The 14,668-nt window shown below is 71.4% G+C and carries 13 protein-coding genes and 1 pseudogene; 7 read left to right on the top strand and 7 right to left on the bottom strand.

Annotated features, from left to right (window positions below; translation table 11 throughout):
• From QWU11_RS41450 to QWU11_RS41435, 4 genes and pseudogenes are all read left to right on the top strand, one after another.
• Window positions 1–137: pseudogene (locus tag QWU11_RS41450) on the top strand (carbohydrate ABC transporter permease); the annotation flags it as partial.
• 88 nt (window positions 138–225) lie between these two features.
• Window positions 226–666, top strand: a complete 441-nt coding sequence (locus tag QWU11_RS41445; protein ID WP_290120059.1) for an Lrp/AsnC family transcriptional regulator — start codon at window positions 226–228, stop codon at window positions 664–666.
• Window positions 667–1,037: 371 nt separating this feature from the next.
• Window positions 1,038–1,796, top strand: coding sequence for a hypothetical protein (locus QWU11_RS41440; protein ID WP_290120058.1), 759 nt, complete (start codon window positions 1,038–1,040; stop codon window positions 1,794–1,796).
• A gap of 49 nt (window positions 1,797–1,845) precedes the next feature.
• The gene (locus tag QWU11_RS41435) at window positions 1,846–2,520 is read left to right on the top strand and encodes a hemolysin III family protein (RefSeq protein WP_290120057.1); all 675 of its coding nucleotides are present in this window, start codon (window positions 1,846–1,848) and stop codon (window positions 2,518–2,520) included.
• A 4-nt stretch (window positions 2,521–2,524) separates the two neighbouring features.
• On the opposite strand, the gene QWU11_RS41430 is transcribed toward QWU11_RS41435, so the two are convergent.
• Complete coding sequence (locus tag QWU11_RS41430) at window positions 2,525–3,205, bottom strand: TetR/AcrR family transcriptional regulator (protein WP_290120056.1); 681 nt, start codon at window positions 3,203–3,205, stop codon at window positions 2,525–2,527.
• Window positions 3,206–3,303: 98 nt separating this feature from the next.
• Here QWU11_RS41430 and QWU11_RS41425 point away from each other — a divergent pair, with 98 nt between their 5' ends.
• Entirely contained in the window at window positions 3,304–4,293 is a 990-nt protein-coding gene (locus QWU11_RS41425; protein ID WP_290120055.1) for an aldo/keto reductase, read from the top strand.
• Window positions 4,294–4,295: 2 nt separating this feature from the next.
• Here the strand turns inward: QWU11_RS41425 and QWU11_RS41420 are convergent, their stop codons facing one another.
• From QWU11_RS41420 to QWU11_RS41410, 3 genes are read right to left on the bottom strand one after another with little or no spacing between them, the layout of a single operon-like run.
• Window positions 4,296–4,502, bottom strand: coding sequence for a hypothetical protein (locus QWU11_RS41420; protein WP_290120054.1), 207 nt, complete (start codon window positions 4,500–4,502; stop codon window positions 4,296–4,298).
• Window positions 4,499–5,113, bottom strand: a complete 615-nt coding sequence (locus tag QWU11_RS41415) for a hypothetical protein (RefSeq protein ID WP_290120053.1) — start codon at window positions 5,111–5,113, stop codon at window positions 4,499–4,501. The genes QWU11_RS41420 and QWU11_RS41415 overlap by 4 nt, the downstream gene beginning before the upstream one ends.
• Complete coding sequence (locus tag QWU11_RS41410) at window positions 5,110–6,048, bottom strand: sigma factor-like helix-turn-helix DNA-binding protein (protein ID WP_290120052.1); 939 nt, start codon at window positions 6,046–6,048, stop codon at window positions 5,110–5,112. The genes QWU11_RS41415 and QWU11_RS41410 overlap by 4 nt, the downstream gene beginning before the upstream one ends.
• Before the next feature lie 264 nt (window positions 6,049–6,312).
• Here QWU11_RS41410 and lpdA point away from each other — a divergent pair, with 264 nt between their 5' ends.
• Window positions 6,313–7,698, top strand: coding sequence for a dihydrolipoyl dehydrogenase (lpdA, locus tag QWU11_RS41405; RefSeq protein WP_290120051.1), 1,386 nt, complete (start codon window positions 6,313–6,315; stop codon window positions 7,696–7,698).
• On the opposite strand, the gene QWU11_RS41400 is transcribed toward lpdA, so the two are convergent.
• From QWU11_RS41400 to QWU11_RS41390, 3 genes are all read right to left on the bottom strand, one after another.
• A complete protein-coding gene (locus QWU11_RS41400; RefSeq protein ID WP_290120050.1) occupies window positions 7,699–10,716 on the bottom strand; it encodes a discoidin domain-containing protein in 3,018 nt (1,005 codons plus the stop codon).
• Between the two features lie 282 nt (window positions 10,717–10,998).
• Entirely contained in the window at window positions 10,999–12,300 is a 1,302-nt protein-coding gene (locus QWU11_RS41395) for a hypothetical protein (protein ID WP_290120049.1), read from the bottom strand.
• A 2-nt stretch (window positions 12,301–12,302) separates the two neighbouring features.
• Window positions 12,303–12,671, bottom strand: coding sequence for a hypothetical protein (locus tag QWU11_RS41390; RefSeq protein WP_290120048.1), 369 nt, complete (start codon window positions 12,669–12,671; stop codon window positions 12,303–12,305).
• A gap of 124 nt (window positions 12,672–12,795) precedes the next feature.
• On the opposite strand from QWU11_RS41390, the gene QWU11_RS41385 reads away from it, so the two are divergent.
• Window positions 12,796–14,613, top strand: a complete 1,818-nt coding sequence (locus QWU11_RS41385) for a hypothetical protein (protein WP_290120047.1) — start codon at window positions 12,796–12,798, stop codon at window positions 14,611–14,613.
• The last annotated feature ends 55 nt before the right edge of the window (window positions 14,614–14,668 follow it).

Below are 14,668 nucleotides of genomic sequence, written 5' to 3'. Positions count from 1 at the left end.
CCCAGATGCGGCAGTTCACCGGGAACATCGACATCCTGGCTCCCGGCGCGTTCTTGTCCCTGGTCGTACCCCTGGCCGTGTTCTTCGCGTTCCAGCGCTACTTCGTCCAGGGCGTCCTCGCCGGCTCGGTGAAATAGCGGAGAGATCGCGGTGACAAAAGCCGGAATGCCGGTCCTGGACCGGTGTTCCGGCTTCACGCCGGGGCGGCGCGATAGGTTCTGATGCGTGGAGGACATCGACCGCCAGATCGTCGGCCTGCTCGCGGGAGACGGCCGCATGAGCTTCACCGACCTCGCCCGTGAGACCGGCCTTTCCGTATCGGCCGTGCACCAGCGCGTACGCCGGCTGCAGAAACGCGGCGTCATCAAGGGCTACGCCGCGGTGCTCGACCACGAGGCGGTCGGGCTGCCGCTCACGGCGTTCGTCTCGATCAAGCCGATCGACCCGTCCGCGCCCGACGACGCACCGGACAAGCTCGCCCATCTCGACGAGATCGAGGCGTGCCACTCGGTGGCCGGCGACGAGAGTTACATCCTCAAGGTCCGGGTCACCTCGCCGTTCGCGCTGGAGGAGCTTCTCCAGCAGATCCGTGCCGCCGCCAACGTCTCCACCCGTACGACGGTCGTGCTGAGCACTCCGTACGAAGGCCGCCCGCCCCGCCTCTGAACCGGGCATCCGTGGTCCGCCTATGCCCGGGAATCCATCGTGATGACACGGACTCTCCACAAGCCTTCCGTGCCGGTGCGATGCGCAGGGCATACGGATTCCGGTGGCCTGTAGTCGTCGCCTTCCGGCCTCGCTGTCGCGAAGGTATACGCCATGTCTACGCGGATGCGCCGGGGTCTGGCCTCGGGTTCAGGTGACTGGCTGCTCGTATTCCTGCAGGCGAGGGACTCTCCACCTCGCCGTTGGTACGGAATGGCGACCGGTCCGGGTGAGTGGCTGCTGGTCTTTCTCGATGCCGCGAGGCCGCCGGGCCGGTTCATCGGCGCCGGTCTCGAACCGGTGCGAGCGAGAGGGGCATGATGGTCGCCAGAATGATCTTCGCCGCTCTGCTCGGCGCGCTCATCGGAGGCGCCGAGCTCGTAGGGAGATATCAGGACAAACCGGCCGCGGCGGTGTTCTCGCCCTCGGGCCTGCTCTACATCGCGGTCAACGCCTCGGCCTCCACCGCGGCGCTGATCGCCGCCGAGGCGATGGGCTGGGGCTTCGCGCTGCCGGAGGGCGCGCCCGCGGTCGGCGGGTCGGTGGCGCAGGTCATGGCCGCCGCCGTCGGCGCCGCGGCGATCTTCCGCTCGTCGTTCATGATCGCGCAGGACAAGGGCGTCAGCATCGGCCCGATCCTGCTGCTGTCGGGGCTGCTCAAGATCGTCGACGCCGCGATGGACCGCAAGCGGGCCCTCAGCCGGCTGTCGACCGACGACCTCGCCGGGCTCTCGTTCGCCAACGACCATGCCGCGCTGGCCGAGCTGTGCAGCCACGCCATCCGGCGTTACGAGCTGTCCGAGGCGCAGCGCCTCGGCGAGCTCGCGGCCGACCTGCGGTCGCGGGACGACCTCACCGACGCCGACAAACTGGACTGCTTCGGGCTGGAGCTCAGCCGGCTCGTGGGGGAGCGGGCGCTGCGCAAGGCGGCCGAGCGGCTGCGCGACCGGCCCGGCGACGACGAGGAGGAGGCCCCCGCCGCTCCGGCGGCGGTGGTGGAGGAAGTGGTGCCGGCGGCCGCCGAGGAGGAGACTGAGTTCGCCTCACGGCTGGGCGGGAGCAGACGGCTGGCGCGGCGTTCGGAATACTGAGGGTCCCGCGCCGGGTTCGGCCGCGCGGCGAACCCGAGGGGAGGCGCTCATGGCACTACGAGCGGGCAAAGTGGGGGAGATCGCGCAGTCGGTCAAGCCCCGGCTGCGCGGCTGGCTGCACGCGGGAACGTTCCCCGCGGTGCTGGTCGCGGGCCTGATCCTCACCGCACTCGGCCCGACCCTGTCCGCCCGGCTCGCCGCCGCGGTGTACGCCATGACCTCGGCGCTGCTGTTCGGGGTCTCGGCGATCTACCACCGTGGCCACTGGTCGGACCGGGCCGAGGCGGTGCTCCGCCGCTTCGACCACGCGAACATCTACCTGATCATCGCGGGCACCTACACGCCGTTCGCCCTGCTGGCCCTGCACGGCACCACCCGTACGGCCGTGCTCGCGGTGATCTGGATCGGCGCCGCGGCGGGCGTGCTGTTCCGCATCGTGTGGGTGGGCGCGCCGCGCTGGCTCTACACCGCGCTCTACGTCGGCCTCGGCTGGGTCGCGGCGGCATTCATGCCGCAGTTGCTGGACGGCGTCGGATGGGCCGCGCTCGTCCTCGTGTGCGCGGGCGGGTTGCTCTACAGCACCGGCGGGCTGGTGTACGGGCTGCGCCGCCCGGACCCGTCGCCGCGCTGGTTCGGCTTCCACGAGGTGTTCCACGCCTTCACGATCGCCGCGTACGTCGCTCAGTACATCGCGGTCTCCTTCGTGGTCTACCGGGCGGTCTGAGCGTTCACTCGACGGCGATGCGGCCGAGCCACTCGCGCAGCAGGGAGGCCTCGGCCGCGCTCAGCGTCCGCGGGCCGTCCCCGCCCAGCGCCGAGCTCAGCGCGATCGCCATCGCCGACACCGAGGACGGGCGGTCCTCGGTCTCGTCGGTGGTCACGGCGGCGAGCACCGCCTCGCGCGTACGGGAGGACAGCTCCCGGTCGTCACCGCCGGCGGCGATCAGCGCTAGGGTCACGCCCATGCACGCCGCCTGGATCATGCTCGCGGCGGTGTGCACCGGCACCCGCAGCCGCCCGGCGCGCGCGACCTCCTCGGCCATGCCGAGCAGGATCCGCCGCGCCTCCTCCGAGGCGGCGCCCGCCTGACGGCCGCCGCCGTACATGAGGGCGTAGAAGGCCGGCTGCCCGAGCCCGAACTCCACGTGCGCGTCCCAGCCGAGGCGCAGGTCCTCGACCGGGTCGCCGCTGGAGGGCCGGGCGCGCTTCTCGGCGAGGTAGCGCTCGAAGCCGTACACGACGACCGCGTCGAGCAGGCCGTCCTTGTCGCCGAAGTGGTGGTAGAGCGTGGGCGCGCCGACGCCCGCCGCCGCGCACACCGCGCGGGTGGAGACCGGGGCGCCGCCGGACTCGGCCAGCAGCCGGGCGGCGGCCTGCAGGATGCGTTCGCGAGTGCCGGTGTCGTTCACGAAATCAATGATGCACCCTCTCCTATAGCGGCGCTACCACCGTCGGGTGTACCGTTGCTCTAGTAATCCATATACCGGTGATATCGGGAGAGTGTCTGATGCGAGAGCGCACCCTGGGCGGACTGAGCACGTCGGCGATCGGCCTCGGCTGCATGGGGATGTCCGGCATGTACGGCCCGGCCGACGAGGCCGAGAGCATCGCCACCATCCACGCCGCCATGGACGCCGGCGTGACCCTGCTCGACACGGGCGACTTCTACGGCATGGGCCACAACGAACTGCTGATCCGCGACGCCCTGCGTTCGCGGAACCGCGACGACGTCATGATCAGCGTCAAGTTCGGCGCCCTGCGCGACCCGGCGGGGGGCTTCGGCGGCAACGACGGCCGCCCGGCGTCGGTCAAGAACTTCCTCACCTACACCCTGACCCGCCTCGGCACCGACCACGTCGACGTCTACCGCCCCGCGCGCGTGGACCCGACCGTGCCGATCGAGGACACCATCGGCGCGATCGCCGAGATGGTCCAGGCCGGCTACGTACGCCACATCGGCCTGTCGGAGGCCGGCCCCGAGGCCATCCGGCGGGCCGCGGCCGTGCACCCGATCGTCGACCTGCAGATCGAGTACTCCCTGATGTCGCGCGGCATCGAGCGGGAGATCCTGCCCGTCTGCCGCGAACTCGGCATCGGCGTCACCGCGTACGGCGTGCTGTCCCGCGGCCTGCTGTCGGGCCACTGGTCCAAGGACCGCGCGGTGGGCGGCCAGGACTTCCGCGCCCGCAGCCCGCGCTTCAGCGGCGACAACCTCGACCACAACCTGAGCCTGGTCGAGGCCCTGCGCAAGGTCGCCGACGCCCGCGAGGTCACCGTCGCCCAGGCCGCGATCGCGTGGGTCCTGTCGCGCGGCGAGGACATCGTGCCCCTGATCGGCGCCCGTCGCCGCGACCGCCTGCAGGAGGCACTGGACGCGTTGGAGATCGAGCTGAGCGAGGACGACCTGACGGCGTTCGAGCACGCGGTCCCGCCGGGCTCGGCCGCCGGCGACCGCTACGACCCGGCCCAGATGGCCCATCTCGACAGCGAACGCTGAGGTCATTTGCGCCGCCTGTCCTTTCCGGACAGGGCGAGCAGCACGGCCGGCAGGGCGGCCACCACGGTCGCCATCGCCGACAGCACGACCGCGACGTCCGTGCCCGGGCTGGTCCGCAGCATGTAGACGACCGAGCCGAGCAGGACGAACAGCGCCAGCGTGATGACGATCCCGGCCAGGGCCGGCGTACGGCCCGGCTGGGGCGTCATCGCGTCACCCGGTTGTTACGTCCCGGCCGGTCGTGGCCCGAGCGCTGCCGGCCGCCGATCCGCCGGCCGTCCGGCGCGTCACCGGGCGCGTCACCGGCCGGCCGGGCAGGCGGGGCGTCGGGGGAGGGGGCCACGGCGGCCGTCCCTCCTGGCACCTCGCCCGCGACGGGCGTGTCGCCGGGGGAGGGGGCCATGGGGGCCGTTCCTCCCGGCAGACCGCCCGCGTCAGGGACGTCACCGAGGGCGATCCGCGCCCGCTGGGCCCCGGGCTCTCCCAACGACGAGCGTTCGACGAGCAACTGGGCGAGGAGCGCCTCGACGAAGAGGTCCAGCGCCGGAGGCGGGACCAGCTCGGCGGGGACCGCGTCGGCCACCCACGCGCGCAGGAGCCGCTCCACCTCCTCCGGCGAGTAGAACAGGTCGGGCCTGGCCAGCACCAGAACGATGTCGGGCACGGACTCTGTCGTTCTCGACGCCGCCTCGAGCGCCTGGAACACGACGTCGGCGGTCCGGCCGAGCAGGCCGGGAGGCAGATCCGGGCCGAAACCGGCGCACAGCTTCCGCGTGCGCTCGACCCTTTTGGCGCAGGCGTGCAGGAAACCGGCGGTCATGACACCCTCCAGTCCCCGAACTCGCCCCGGCACGCCCGGGCCCGTACCCGTCTGACGATCCCCTCGACCGTTCGCGAGGTCAGACCGGTCGTGGCCGCGATCTCGACGTAGGAGCTGCCGTTGAGGAGGAGCCAGATGACCTTGCGGTCACGAGGCGCCAGCACGCGTAAGAGCTCATCGCGCATCAGCAGGAACATCGCGTCGGCCGAGGTGACGTCGGGCGAGGCCGGCTCCGGCACGACGGCCTGCTCGCGAACGAGCCGGGGATTCTCCTCCCACCGCGAGCGGTGGCGGCTCCACGTGTCGAAGACGTTGGGGAACTGCAGGATGCACGCGCCGACGAAGAAGTTCTTCAGCGACGCGGGCCCGGCGGGATCCCACTCTCCGGCCCGTACGGCGTGCGCCATGAAGTAGACCAGCCCGCGCGTCACGGACTCGTCGGCGAGCTCCTGCCGGTCGGCGAGCGTCCAGTCCGGCGTGTGGCTCACCGGCAGAGGCCTGGGCCGGCCGCGTGGTGTCGTCGCGCAGCGGTAAATGATCTCGCCGGTGCGCATCAGCATGATCATGATCGCTTTTCCGTAGACACAGAATTCGGTGGTGTACACGTGATACGTCAGGCTCGCCGGGTCGCAGGTGCGCAGTTTCTCGAACAGCACGTGGTCGGCGTTGCGCCGCCGCTGGCGCTGGTGAGGTCCGGCGGTCACATCGAGCACGATCGCGTCGGTGCCGTCGAGGTCGCCCGGAGTCAGCCGTCGTTCCATCTCGGCGATCTCGTGGTCCTCGAGGAGCCCGTTGAGGAGCCTGGAGCCGGGAGAGTCCCCTGACGGCGGCGCCGCACCGTCGCCATCGGGATCCGTCCGGCGAGCGAACCTCGTCTTCGCCGGCCGGTTCGCCTCGCGAGCCTCGGCCCGGCCGCGTTCATCGTTCTGTTCCATCCCCGCCTCTTCGCGCCGTTTCTCCCACACGCCGAACTACAGATGCTTCTTTGACGAGAATCCGCCGGGCGGCGTTGCGAAAGATGAGGAGAGCGGAATATGGGGACATTGTGACGACTGGAATGACGATTACGGGCGTTACGTTCCGCGCGGCTCGCTCGTGGGCCGGCCGCTACATGATCGGCGGTCCTGCGGGGGCGCTCCTCGCGGCCAACCGTACGGCCGGGGGCGCGGCGGTGCCTGGGGCGCAATATCGTTCTGGGCATGAGCACACATTTTGACGTCGTCGTCCTCGGCGCCGGGCCGGGCGGGTACGTGGCCGCGATCCGGTCGGCCCAGCTCGGGCTCAAGACGGCGATCATCGAGGAGCGTTACTGGGGCGGCGTCTGCCTGAACGTCGGCTGCATCCCCTCCAAGGCCCTGCTGCGCAACGCCGAACTCGCGCACATCTTCACCCGCGAGGCCAAGACGTTCGGCATCCAGGTCGACGGTGAGGTCCGGTTCGACTACGGCGAGGCGTTCAACCGCAGCCGTACCGTCGCGGACGGGCGCGTCAAGGGCGTGCACTTCCTCATGAAGAAGAACGGCATCACCGAGTACGAGGGCCGCGGCTCCTTCACCGACGCCAACACCATCGTCGTCAACGGCGAGGAGATAACGTTCGGTAACTGCATCATCGCGGCCGGCGCCAGCGCGCGGCTGCTGCCGGGCACGACGCTGTCCGAGCGCGTCGTCACCTTCGAGGAGCAGATCCTCAGCGACAGCCTGCCCGAGAGCATCATCATCGCCGGTGCGGGTGCCATCGGCGTGGAGTTCGCGTACGTCCTGGCCAACTACGGCGTCAAGGTGACGATCGTGGAGTTCCTCGACCGCCTCGTGCCGCTGGAGGACGAAGAGGTCTCCAAGGAGCTGGCCAAGCGCTACCGCAAGCTCGGCGTCGAGGTGCTGACCTCCACGCGCGTCGAGGAGATCGACGAGACCGGGCAGAAGCTGCGCGTCACCGTCTCCAAGGACGGCGAGCAGAAGGTCCTGGAGGCCGACAAGGTCCTGCAGGCGATCGGGTTCGCGCCCAACGTCGAGGGATACGGCCTGGAGAAGACCGGCGTCAAGCTGACCGAGCGCGGCGCGATCGACGTCGACGGCCGCTGCCGTACGAGCGTGGAGCACATCTTCGCCATCGGCGACGTGACCGCCAAGCTCATGCTCGCCCACGCCGCGGAGTCCATGGGAATCGTCGCGGCCGAGACCATCGCGGACGCCGAGACCATGGAGCTCGACTACGTCATGATCCCGCGCGCGACCTACTGCCAGCCGCAGATCGCCAGCTTCGGCTGGACCGAGGCGCAGGCGAAGGACAAGGGCTTCGACGTCAAGGTCGCCAAATTCCCCTTCACGGCGAACGGCAAGTCCCACGGCCTGGGCGACCCGTCCGGTTTCGTGAAGATCATCAGCGACGGCAAGTACGGCGAGCTCCTCGGCGCCCACCTGATCGGCCCGGACGTCACCGAACTCCTGCCGGAGCTGACCCTCGCCCAGCAGTGGGACCTGACGGTGAACGAGCTCTCGCGCAACGTCCACGCCCACCCGACCCTGGGCGAGGCCGTGAAGGAAGCCCTCCACGGCCTCGCGGGCCACATGATCAACTTCTAGCTACCACCCCTGCAGGCCGGCGCCGTAGGGATAGAGCGGGTTCCCGTACGTCGTGGGCGGCGACTGACCGGCGTCGATCTTCGCGCGGATGTCCGCGCGTTCGGCGGCGGTCGCGCCCAGGTCGTAGGGCAGGCTCCAGTCCTCGACGGCGTCGGCGGGAGTGTCGGTGCCGCCGGGCTTGAGGATCTGGTCGACGCTCCGCGGGAGCTGCCACGGCAGCCTCCCCCGGGGCGTGTAGTCGCCGAACAGCAGCGACGCCGTGGCCGGGCCGACCTCCTCGCCGCCGCGATAGGTCATCACGATCGCGTCGGCGATGCCGTTCCAGTCCGAGATCACCGTGGGCCGCGGCAGGTTCATGACCACGACGACCGGGATCCCCTGGTCGTGGAAGTTACCGATGATGGCGAGCTGGTCCGCCGGCAGGTAGGGCTGCTCCTTCACCCACGCCGTGGCGTGCGTGTAGCTCGGTTCGCCGACCGCCACGACGGCCAGCTTGGGCGAGGGCCCGCTGTCGGAGTAGACGTTGACGCCGTCCTTCGCCGCCCGGGCCTTGATCGCGTCCAGGAGGTCCAGTGAGCCGTAGTCCGGGTGGAAGTAGCTCGTCCAGATGCAGCAGGAGGCGCCGTCGGTGGCGCGCGGGCCGGCCACCACGATGTTGTCGCCCGCCTTGAGCTTGATCGGCAAGGCGCCGTTGGCGTTCTTGAGCAGGGTGAGGGACTCGCGCGCGGCCTGGTTGGCGAGCGCGGCGTAGGACGGCTGGTGGAAGCGGTACGGGCCGTTGACCGGGTCGCCGTACGGGCGGTCGAAGATGCCGAGTTCGAACTTCAGCCGCAGGACCCGGGTCACCGCGTCGTTGATCCGCGCGATCGGCACACTGGACAGGAAGCTCGCGATCGAGAAGTCGGCCGCGCCCGGGTCGGCCCCGCCCATGACGTCGGAGCCGGCGTTCGCCGCGCTGATCCACGCGCCGGACGGCAGCCAGTCGGTCGTGATGAGGCCGGTATAGCCCAGATTGTTGCGCAGGTAGTCGAGGATGGGCTTGCTGTTGCCAGCGCCCGGCCCGCCCGGGTCGAGGTAGGAGCTGCCCGCGTAGCCGGGCATGATGTTGACCGCCCCGGCGTCGAGCGCGGCCCGCCACGGGATCATGTGGTACTTGATCGTCACGCCGTCGTAGACGATGCCCGCCTCGCCTCCGGCGCCCTCTCCGGGCCAGTGCTTGACGGTGGCCAGCACCGAGCCGGGGTTCAGCTCGGGCCCGCCCTGCAGGCCGGCGACCAGCGCCCGTACCTGCGCCGCCGCGACGTCGGCGTTCTCGCCGTTGCCCTCCTGGATGCGGGGGTAGAGCACCTTGGTGCCGACCTCGGCGAGCGGCCCGAGCACGCCGCGCGCGCCGACCTCCAGCTCCTCGCGGCGCTGCATGTCACCGAGCTTGTAGTCGAGCGGATAGTCCTTCCCGGCCGCCAGCGTGCTCTGCAGCGGGTAGGTGGTCTGGTAGCCGGAGATGGTGTCGCCCGCCGAGACCGGCGGGATGCCGAGGCGCGTCCCCGCGGCGGCCACGAGCACGTTGTTCAGGTCGTTCGGCTGCGCCGGGCCGAAGTGCCAGCCGGACTGCGGGTACGCCTGGGCGTTGTAGAACATCTGGTACGCCTTCTCCTCAGGGGTCATCCTGCTGAGAAGGTCCGACACCCGCGTCTCGACCGGGTTCCGCCAGTTCTCGTACGCCTCGATCGTCCCGTTCTTGTTCAGGTCCCGTGCGCCGCCCACGATGGTGACGCCGTCGCCGGCCGCCTTGATCGTGGGCAGGTAGACGCCGAAGGTGCGGATGTTCGACGTCGTCTTGGCGCCCGAGCCGCTCACCGAGACGACGTACCACTTGTACGTCCAGCGGTCGGTGATGTCCCAGGTCGGGGTGTAGCTCGTGCCCGTCGGCTCGGCGACCTTCGTGTAGAGGTCGAGCAGCTTGCCGGACGCGGCGAAGTCGTAGTCGGTGCGGCTGACGTTGAGCCAGACCTCGTAGTGCGCGGCACCGGGCACCGAGGCCCACGCGAGCATGGGGCGGCGGCTGTCGGTGACCAGGGCGTGGTCGGCCGGCGTCGTCAGCGCGAACTGCCCCGTGGTCGCCGGCGCCTTGGCCGGCGCGGACAGCAGCGGCGGGTTGTTCACCGACGCGTCGACCGAGCCGAAGACCTGGAACTCCCAGAGCGAGTAGCCGTAGCCGGTCGCACGCGCCGTGCCGTAGAAGCGCACGTAGCGGCCCTTGCCGGAGATCGAGAGGTTCTCGGTGCCTCCCTTGCCGGTCGTCGTCGTGTAGATGGTGGTCCAGGACGTGCCGTTGTCGGAGACGTCGATGTGGTAGCCGGTGGCGTAGGCGTTCTCCCAGATCAGCGAGGCGCCGGTGATCGTGGCGGGCCCGCCGAGGTCGACCTGCAGCCACTCGTTGTCGGTGTAGAGGCTGGACCAGCGGGTGTTCGTACGGCCGTCCAGCGCGGCCGCGGGGGCGTTGCCGCCCTCGTAGGAGGAGGCGGTCACCTGCTTGTACGCCGAGATCGGCGTCCCGGTCGGCGGCGGAGGCGACGAGCCGGTCGTGCCGTACACCTGGAACTCCCAGAGCGAGTAGCCGTAGCCGGTCGCGCGCGCCGTCCCGTACATCCGGACGTAGCGCCCGGTGCCGGAGACGTTCAGCGTCTGCGTCCCGCCGGTGCCGGTGGTGGTGCTGTAGACGGTCGTCCAGGTGGCGTCGTCGGCGGAGGCCTGGATCTGGAAGGCAGTGCCGTAGGCCGTCTCCCAGTTGAGGACGACCTGGCTGATGGTGGCGGAGGCGCCGAGGTCGACGCGCAGCCACTGCGGGTCGGCGGCGGCGCTCGACCACCGGGTCCCGGTGTTCCCGTCCACGGCGGCCGAGGCGGGCGTGCCCGCGTTCTCGACCGACGAGGCGGTGACCGGCTTGCCCTGCGAGAGCAGCGAGGCCTCCGCGTGCGCCGGAGTCGGCGTGTTGACCCCGGCGAACGCCAGGAGCACGGTCAATACGGTGATCACTACCGTGGTCACAGCGGGACGTACCGCTGTTCGGACACCGGCCGTCATGGGGCATCTCCTCTTTCACGAGGCACGGCGAAGCGGCGGAGGACCGGCGCCGTGCGACGGTGTGGCCGTAAGGAATCCCGGCGCTGGCGGGCACCGGGAGCTGACGAAGGAGAGCGCTCTCCCGAGACACTGATGGCGGGCTGACCGCCTGTCAATACTCGGTGGACGGCTTTTTTAAGGCTTATATTAAGTGTCTGTTTATCGTCGGCGCGCGGCTCAGCCGCTGAGCAGGGCGAACAGGCCCGCGCAGGTCAGCGCGACCATCGCGGCGGCGATCGGCAGCTGGCCGCGTGCGGCGTGGCCTGCGGTCCGGTCGCGCAGGGCGAGGTCGTGCGCGGCGATGGTGGCGGCGACGTGGCCGAGCACGATGGCGTTGACCTGGACGAGCGCGGTCACCCAGGGAGGCACGGCCGCGTAGTCGACCCGGTGTCCGGCCGAGCCGAGGAGGTTCAGGCCGGTGCCGTACGGGTCGCTGGCCAGGATGACCGTCATCTGGCCTTCCAGCAGGAAGAACGAGAAGTAGTGCGCGACGGTGTAGCCGAGCGCGATGGGCAGGAGCGTCGCGGCGAACCGTACCGGCGGCACGCCCGCGGGCTCGCCCGTCAGGGTGGCGGTCGCCCGGGTCGCCGCCAGGTACAGCAGCGTGACGCCGCCGATGGCGGCGGCGAGCCCGGCCGTGCCCGCGACCAGGCTGCCCGGGTCGACGTTGTCACGCCAGTAGGTCGTCCGGGTCACGCCGTCGAAGCCGGTCGAGCCGACGAGGACACAGGCCACCGCGACCAGGCCGGGCTCGGGCACACCGCGCATCAGCCCGGTCAGCGGGGTGCGCAGGACGAGAGCGCCGTCCGCGCGGCGGCCGACGACGCACATCCGGGCCATCAGGGTCGAGTAGACCTCGAAGCCGTCGCCGCGCTCGAACCACGCGGTCCCGTACACCAGCGCGAGGAACACGTTGACCAGTGCGTACCCGAGGATGAGCGCCCCGACCAGGCGCGGGTCCGAGCGGTTCGGGGCGACGAGCTCGAGCCAGACGAAGCACGCCAGCCACCCCGCCGCCGGCCAGTAGCCCAGGTGTGAGGGGTAGCGACGGCTCCCGTACGGCCACGCGCGGACCAGGACGGCGTACAGGCCGCGCACGGGGTTGACCCGCCGCCAGACCGGTCCGCACAGCACACTCACCGGGACCAGCCCGACCCAGAAGGTGACGAACAGTGCCCACGGCGCGAGGTTGCGCCGGTCGGTCGGCGGCCCCGTCAGCGCGACGACGACGACCAGGGCGGTCGCCGCGAACGCGACGGTGCGTCCGGCCACGGTCAGGGCGCGCGCGTCCAGCGCCCGGGCGAGCCGGCGGGGGAGCGGCCGGCCGTCGTCGGGGAAGAGCCGCGGACGCCGCCACGCGACGGTCAGGGCGAGGAACGAGGCGGCGATCGCGACACCGCCGCCGGCGATGGCGGTGAGCCCGTCCATCGGCAGGTCGGTACGGCCCCCCAGCCCGTGGGCGAGGAGATGCACGGCCACGGTCAGCCCACCCGCAGCTCGAAGACGCGGGCCCCGGACCCGTGCAGCTCGGCCTCGAACACCCCCGGCTCGTCCGCGGCGAACCGCAGTTCGCCCGGGACGCCCGGCTTGAGCTCGAGCTCACGGTCGTACCCGTGCAGGTGGAACTCCTCGGCGGTGTCGCTGGTCACGACGATCCGTACGACGCGCCCCCGCCGTACGGAGACCCTGCGGCTCGGCGTGCGCACGGCCCCGTGGCTGACGTTCACCGTGACGGTGACCGGAGCCGCGGACGCCTGGCCGGACGGCGCCGCGGCCGTGCCGCAGGCGGCGGTGGCGAGGATCACCCCGCTCGTCATCGCCGCGATGAGCAGGCGTTCGGCCGGGCTCATGACCACTCCCTCCGCAGATGTGACGGTGTGTACCGACGTACGACGGCAAACCATGACATCATTCAATGTCACGGTAGAAGATGGCACAGTTTGCGAACCGGCACCACCGTTGTGAGGAGTGCACGTGTGGCACCAGCTCATCCATCCGGGTCAGGAGGCGGCGGCGCGGCTCGCCGCCGTGCAGCGGAAGCCGGCCGGGGGAGCGGCGCTCGGCCAGGTACTGATCGCCAGTGGCGCCGCCACGGTGCTGACCGCCGCCCTGCTCGTCCTCGGCGTCGGCCACCGCAGCGGCCGGATCCGCCTGCTGGCGCGGCTCGCCGCCCGGTCCGAACGCGGCCTCGGCGGCAGCCTGCCGGGCTGGGCCGCCCTGCCCTCGCTGGTGTCGCTGATCTCGCTGGTCACCGCCCTGCTGGGCATGTACTGGGACATCTCCCTGCACATCTCACGCGGCCGTGACGTGGGCCCGCTCGCCAACATCGCCCACTATCCGATCCTCATCGGGCTGTTCGGCATCTTCACCGCCGGCGTCCTGGCGGTCGTGCTGCCGAAGGGGGAGCGGCCCGGCGCGGCGGCGGTGCGCATCACCCGCGACTGGTACGCCCCGGCAGGGGGAGTGCTGCTCGCCGGGGCCGGCTTCTACGCGCTGCTCGGCTTCCCCCTCGACGACGTGTGGCACCGGATCTTCGGCCAGGACGTCACGCTGTGGGGGCCGACCCACCTGATGCTGATCGGCGGCGCCGGGCTGTCGCTGGTCGCCCTGATGGTCCTGGAGCGCGAGGGGCGCGGCGACACGCCGGGCCCGGCCGTACGCCCCTGGATCCGCGACGCCCGGCGCGCCGCCATGACCGGCGGCCTCCTCATCGGGCTGTCGGTCTTCCAGGCCGAGTACGACTTCGGCGTGCCGCAGTTCCGGCTCGTGCACCAGCCGCTCATGATCGCGCTCGCGGCCGGCTGCGCGCTCGTAGCGGCCCGGCTGTGGATCGGCCGCGGCGGCGCCCTGCTGTCCGTCGTGTTCTACATGCTCGTACGGGGCGGCGTCTCGCTCGTCGTCGCCGGGATCATCGGCCAGCTCTGGGCCGCGGTCCCGCTCTACTTCGCCGAGGCGCTGTGCGTGGAGCTCGCCGCGCCCGCCCTTGCCCGCCGCCCGCTTCCCTTCGGCGCGGTGAGCGGCGTCCTGATCGGCACGGCGGGGTTCGCCGCGGAGTACGGCTGGAGCCACCTCGTCATGCGGCTGCCCTGGACCGGCGACGTCCTTCCCGAAGGCGTCATCATGGCGGTGGCCGGCGGGGTCGCCGGCGGCGTGCTGGGCGCGCTGCTGGTCCTCGGCGTCCAGGGCCGGCTACCCCGGCCCGCGGTCGCCCGCCCGCTGTTCGCCGGCTCACTCGTCGTGATCGCGGCGGCGGTCACGAACGGCCTGCTCGTCACCGTCCCACGCGACGTGAAGGTGTCGGTCGCGCTCACCGACGTGCGCGGGGACGCCGCGCACCGCACCGCCGGTGCCCGCGTCACGGTCTCACCTCCGGCCGAGTCGCCGTCGTGGGTGACGATCACCGCGTGGCAGGGCGGCGGCCTGCACGTCGACCGGCTCGTCGCGCTCGGCGACGGCGCGTACCGGACCACGGGCCGGATGCCGCTGTCGGGCGAGTGGAAGACCCTGGTCCGCCTGCACGACGGCCGGTCCATCGCCGCCGTGCCCGTCTACCTGCCCGACGACCCCGCGATCGGCGCCAGGCGGCTGCCCACGCCCGCGCGGTTCACCCGTCCGGTACAGGACGAGCGGCACGTGCTCCAGCGGGAGCTCAAGCGCGGCGTCCCCGGCTGGCTGTGGACCGCGGCCTCCACGGTCGTCCTGTGCTGCACGCTGGCGCTGGTCCTCGCGCTCGGCTGGGGCGTCGCCCGCGTCTCACGCCGCCTGCCCGCCGCCGAGGGGACGCGGACGTGACCGCGGGGCCGCTCGCGTCCCACTCGGCGGTCACCGCGATCCCGTTCTTCCTGCC

This window comes from Actinomadura sp. DC4 (assembly GCF_030406325.1).
Classification (GTDB): Bacteria; Actinomycetota; Actinomycetes; order Streptosporangiales; family Streptosporangiaceae; genus Actinoallomurus.
The sequence above is the reverse complement of the archived record's forward strand: the minus strand, read 5'-3'. Positions and strand labels throughout refer to the sequence as shown.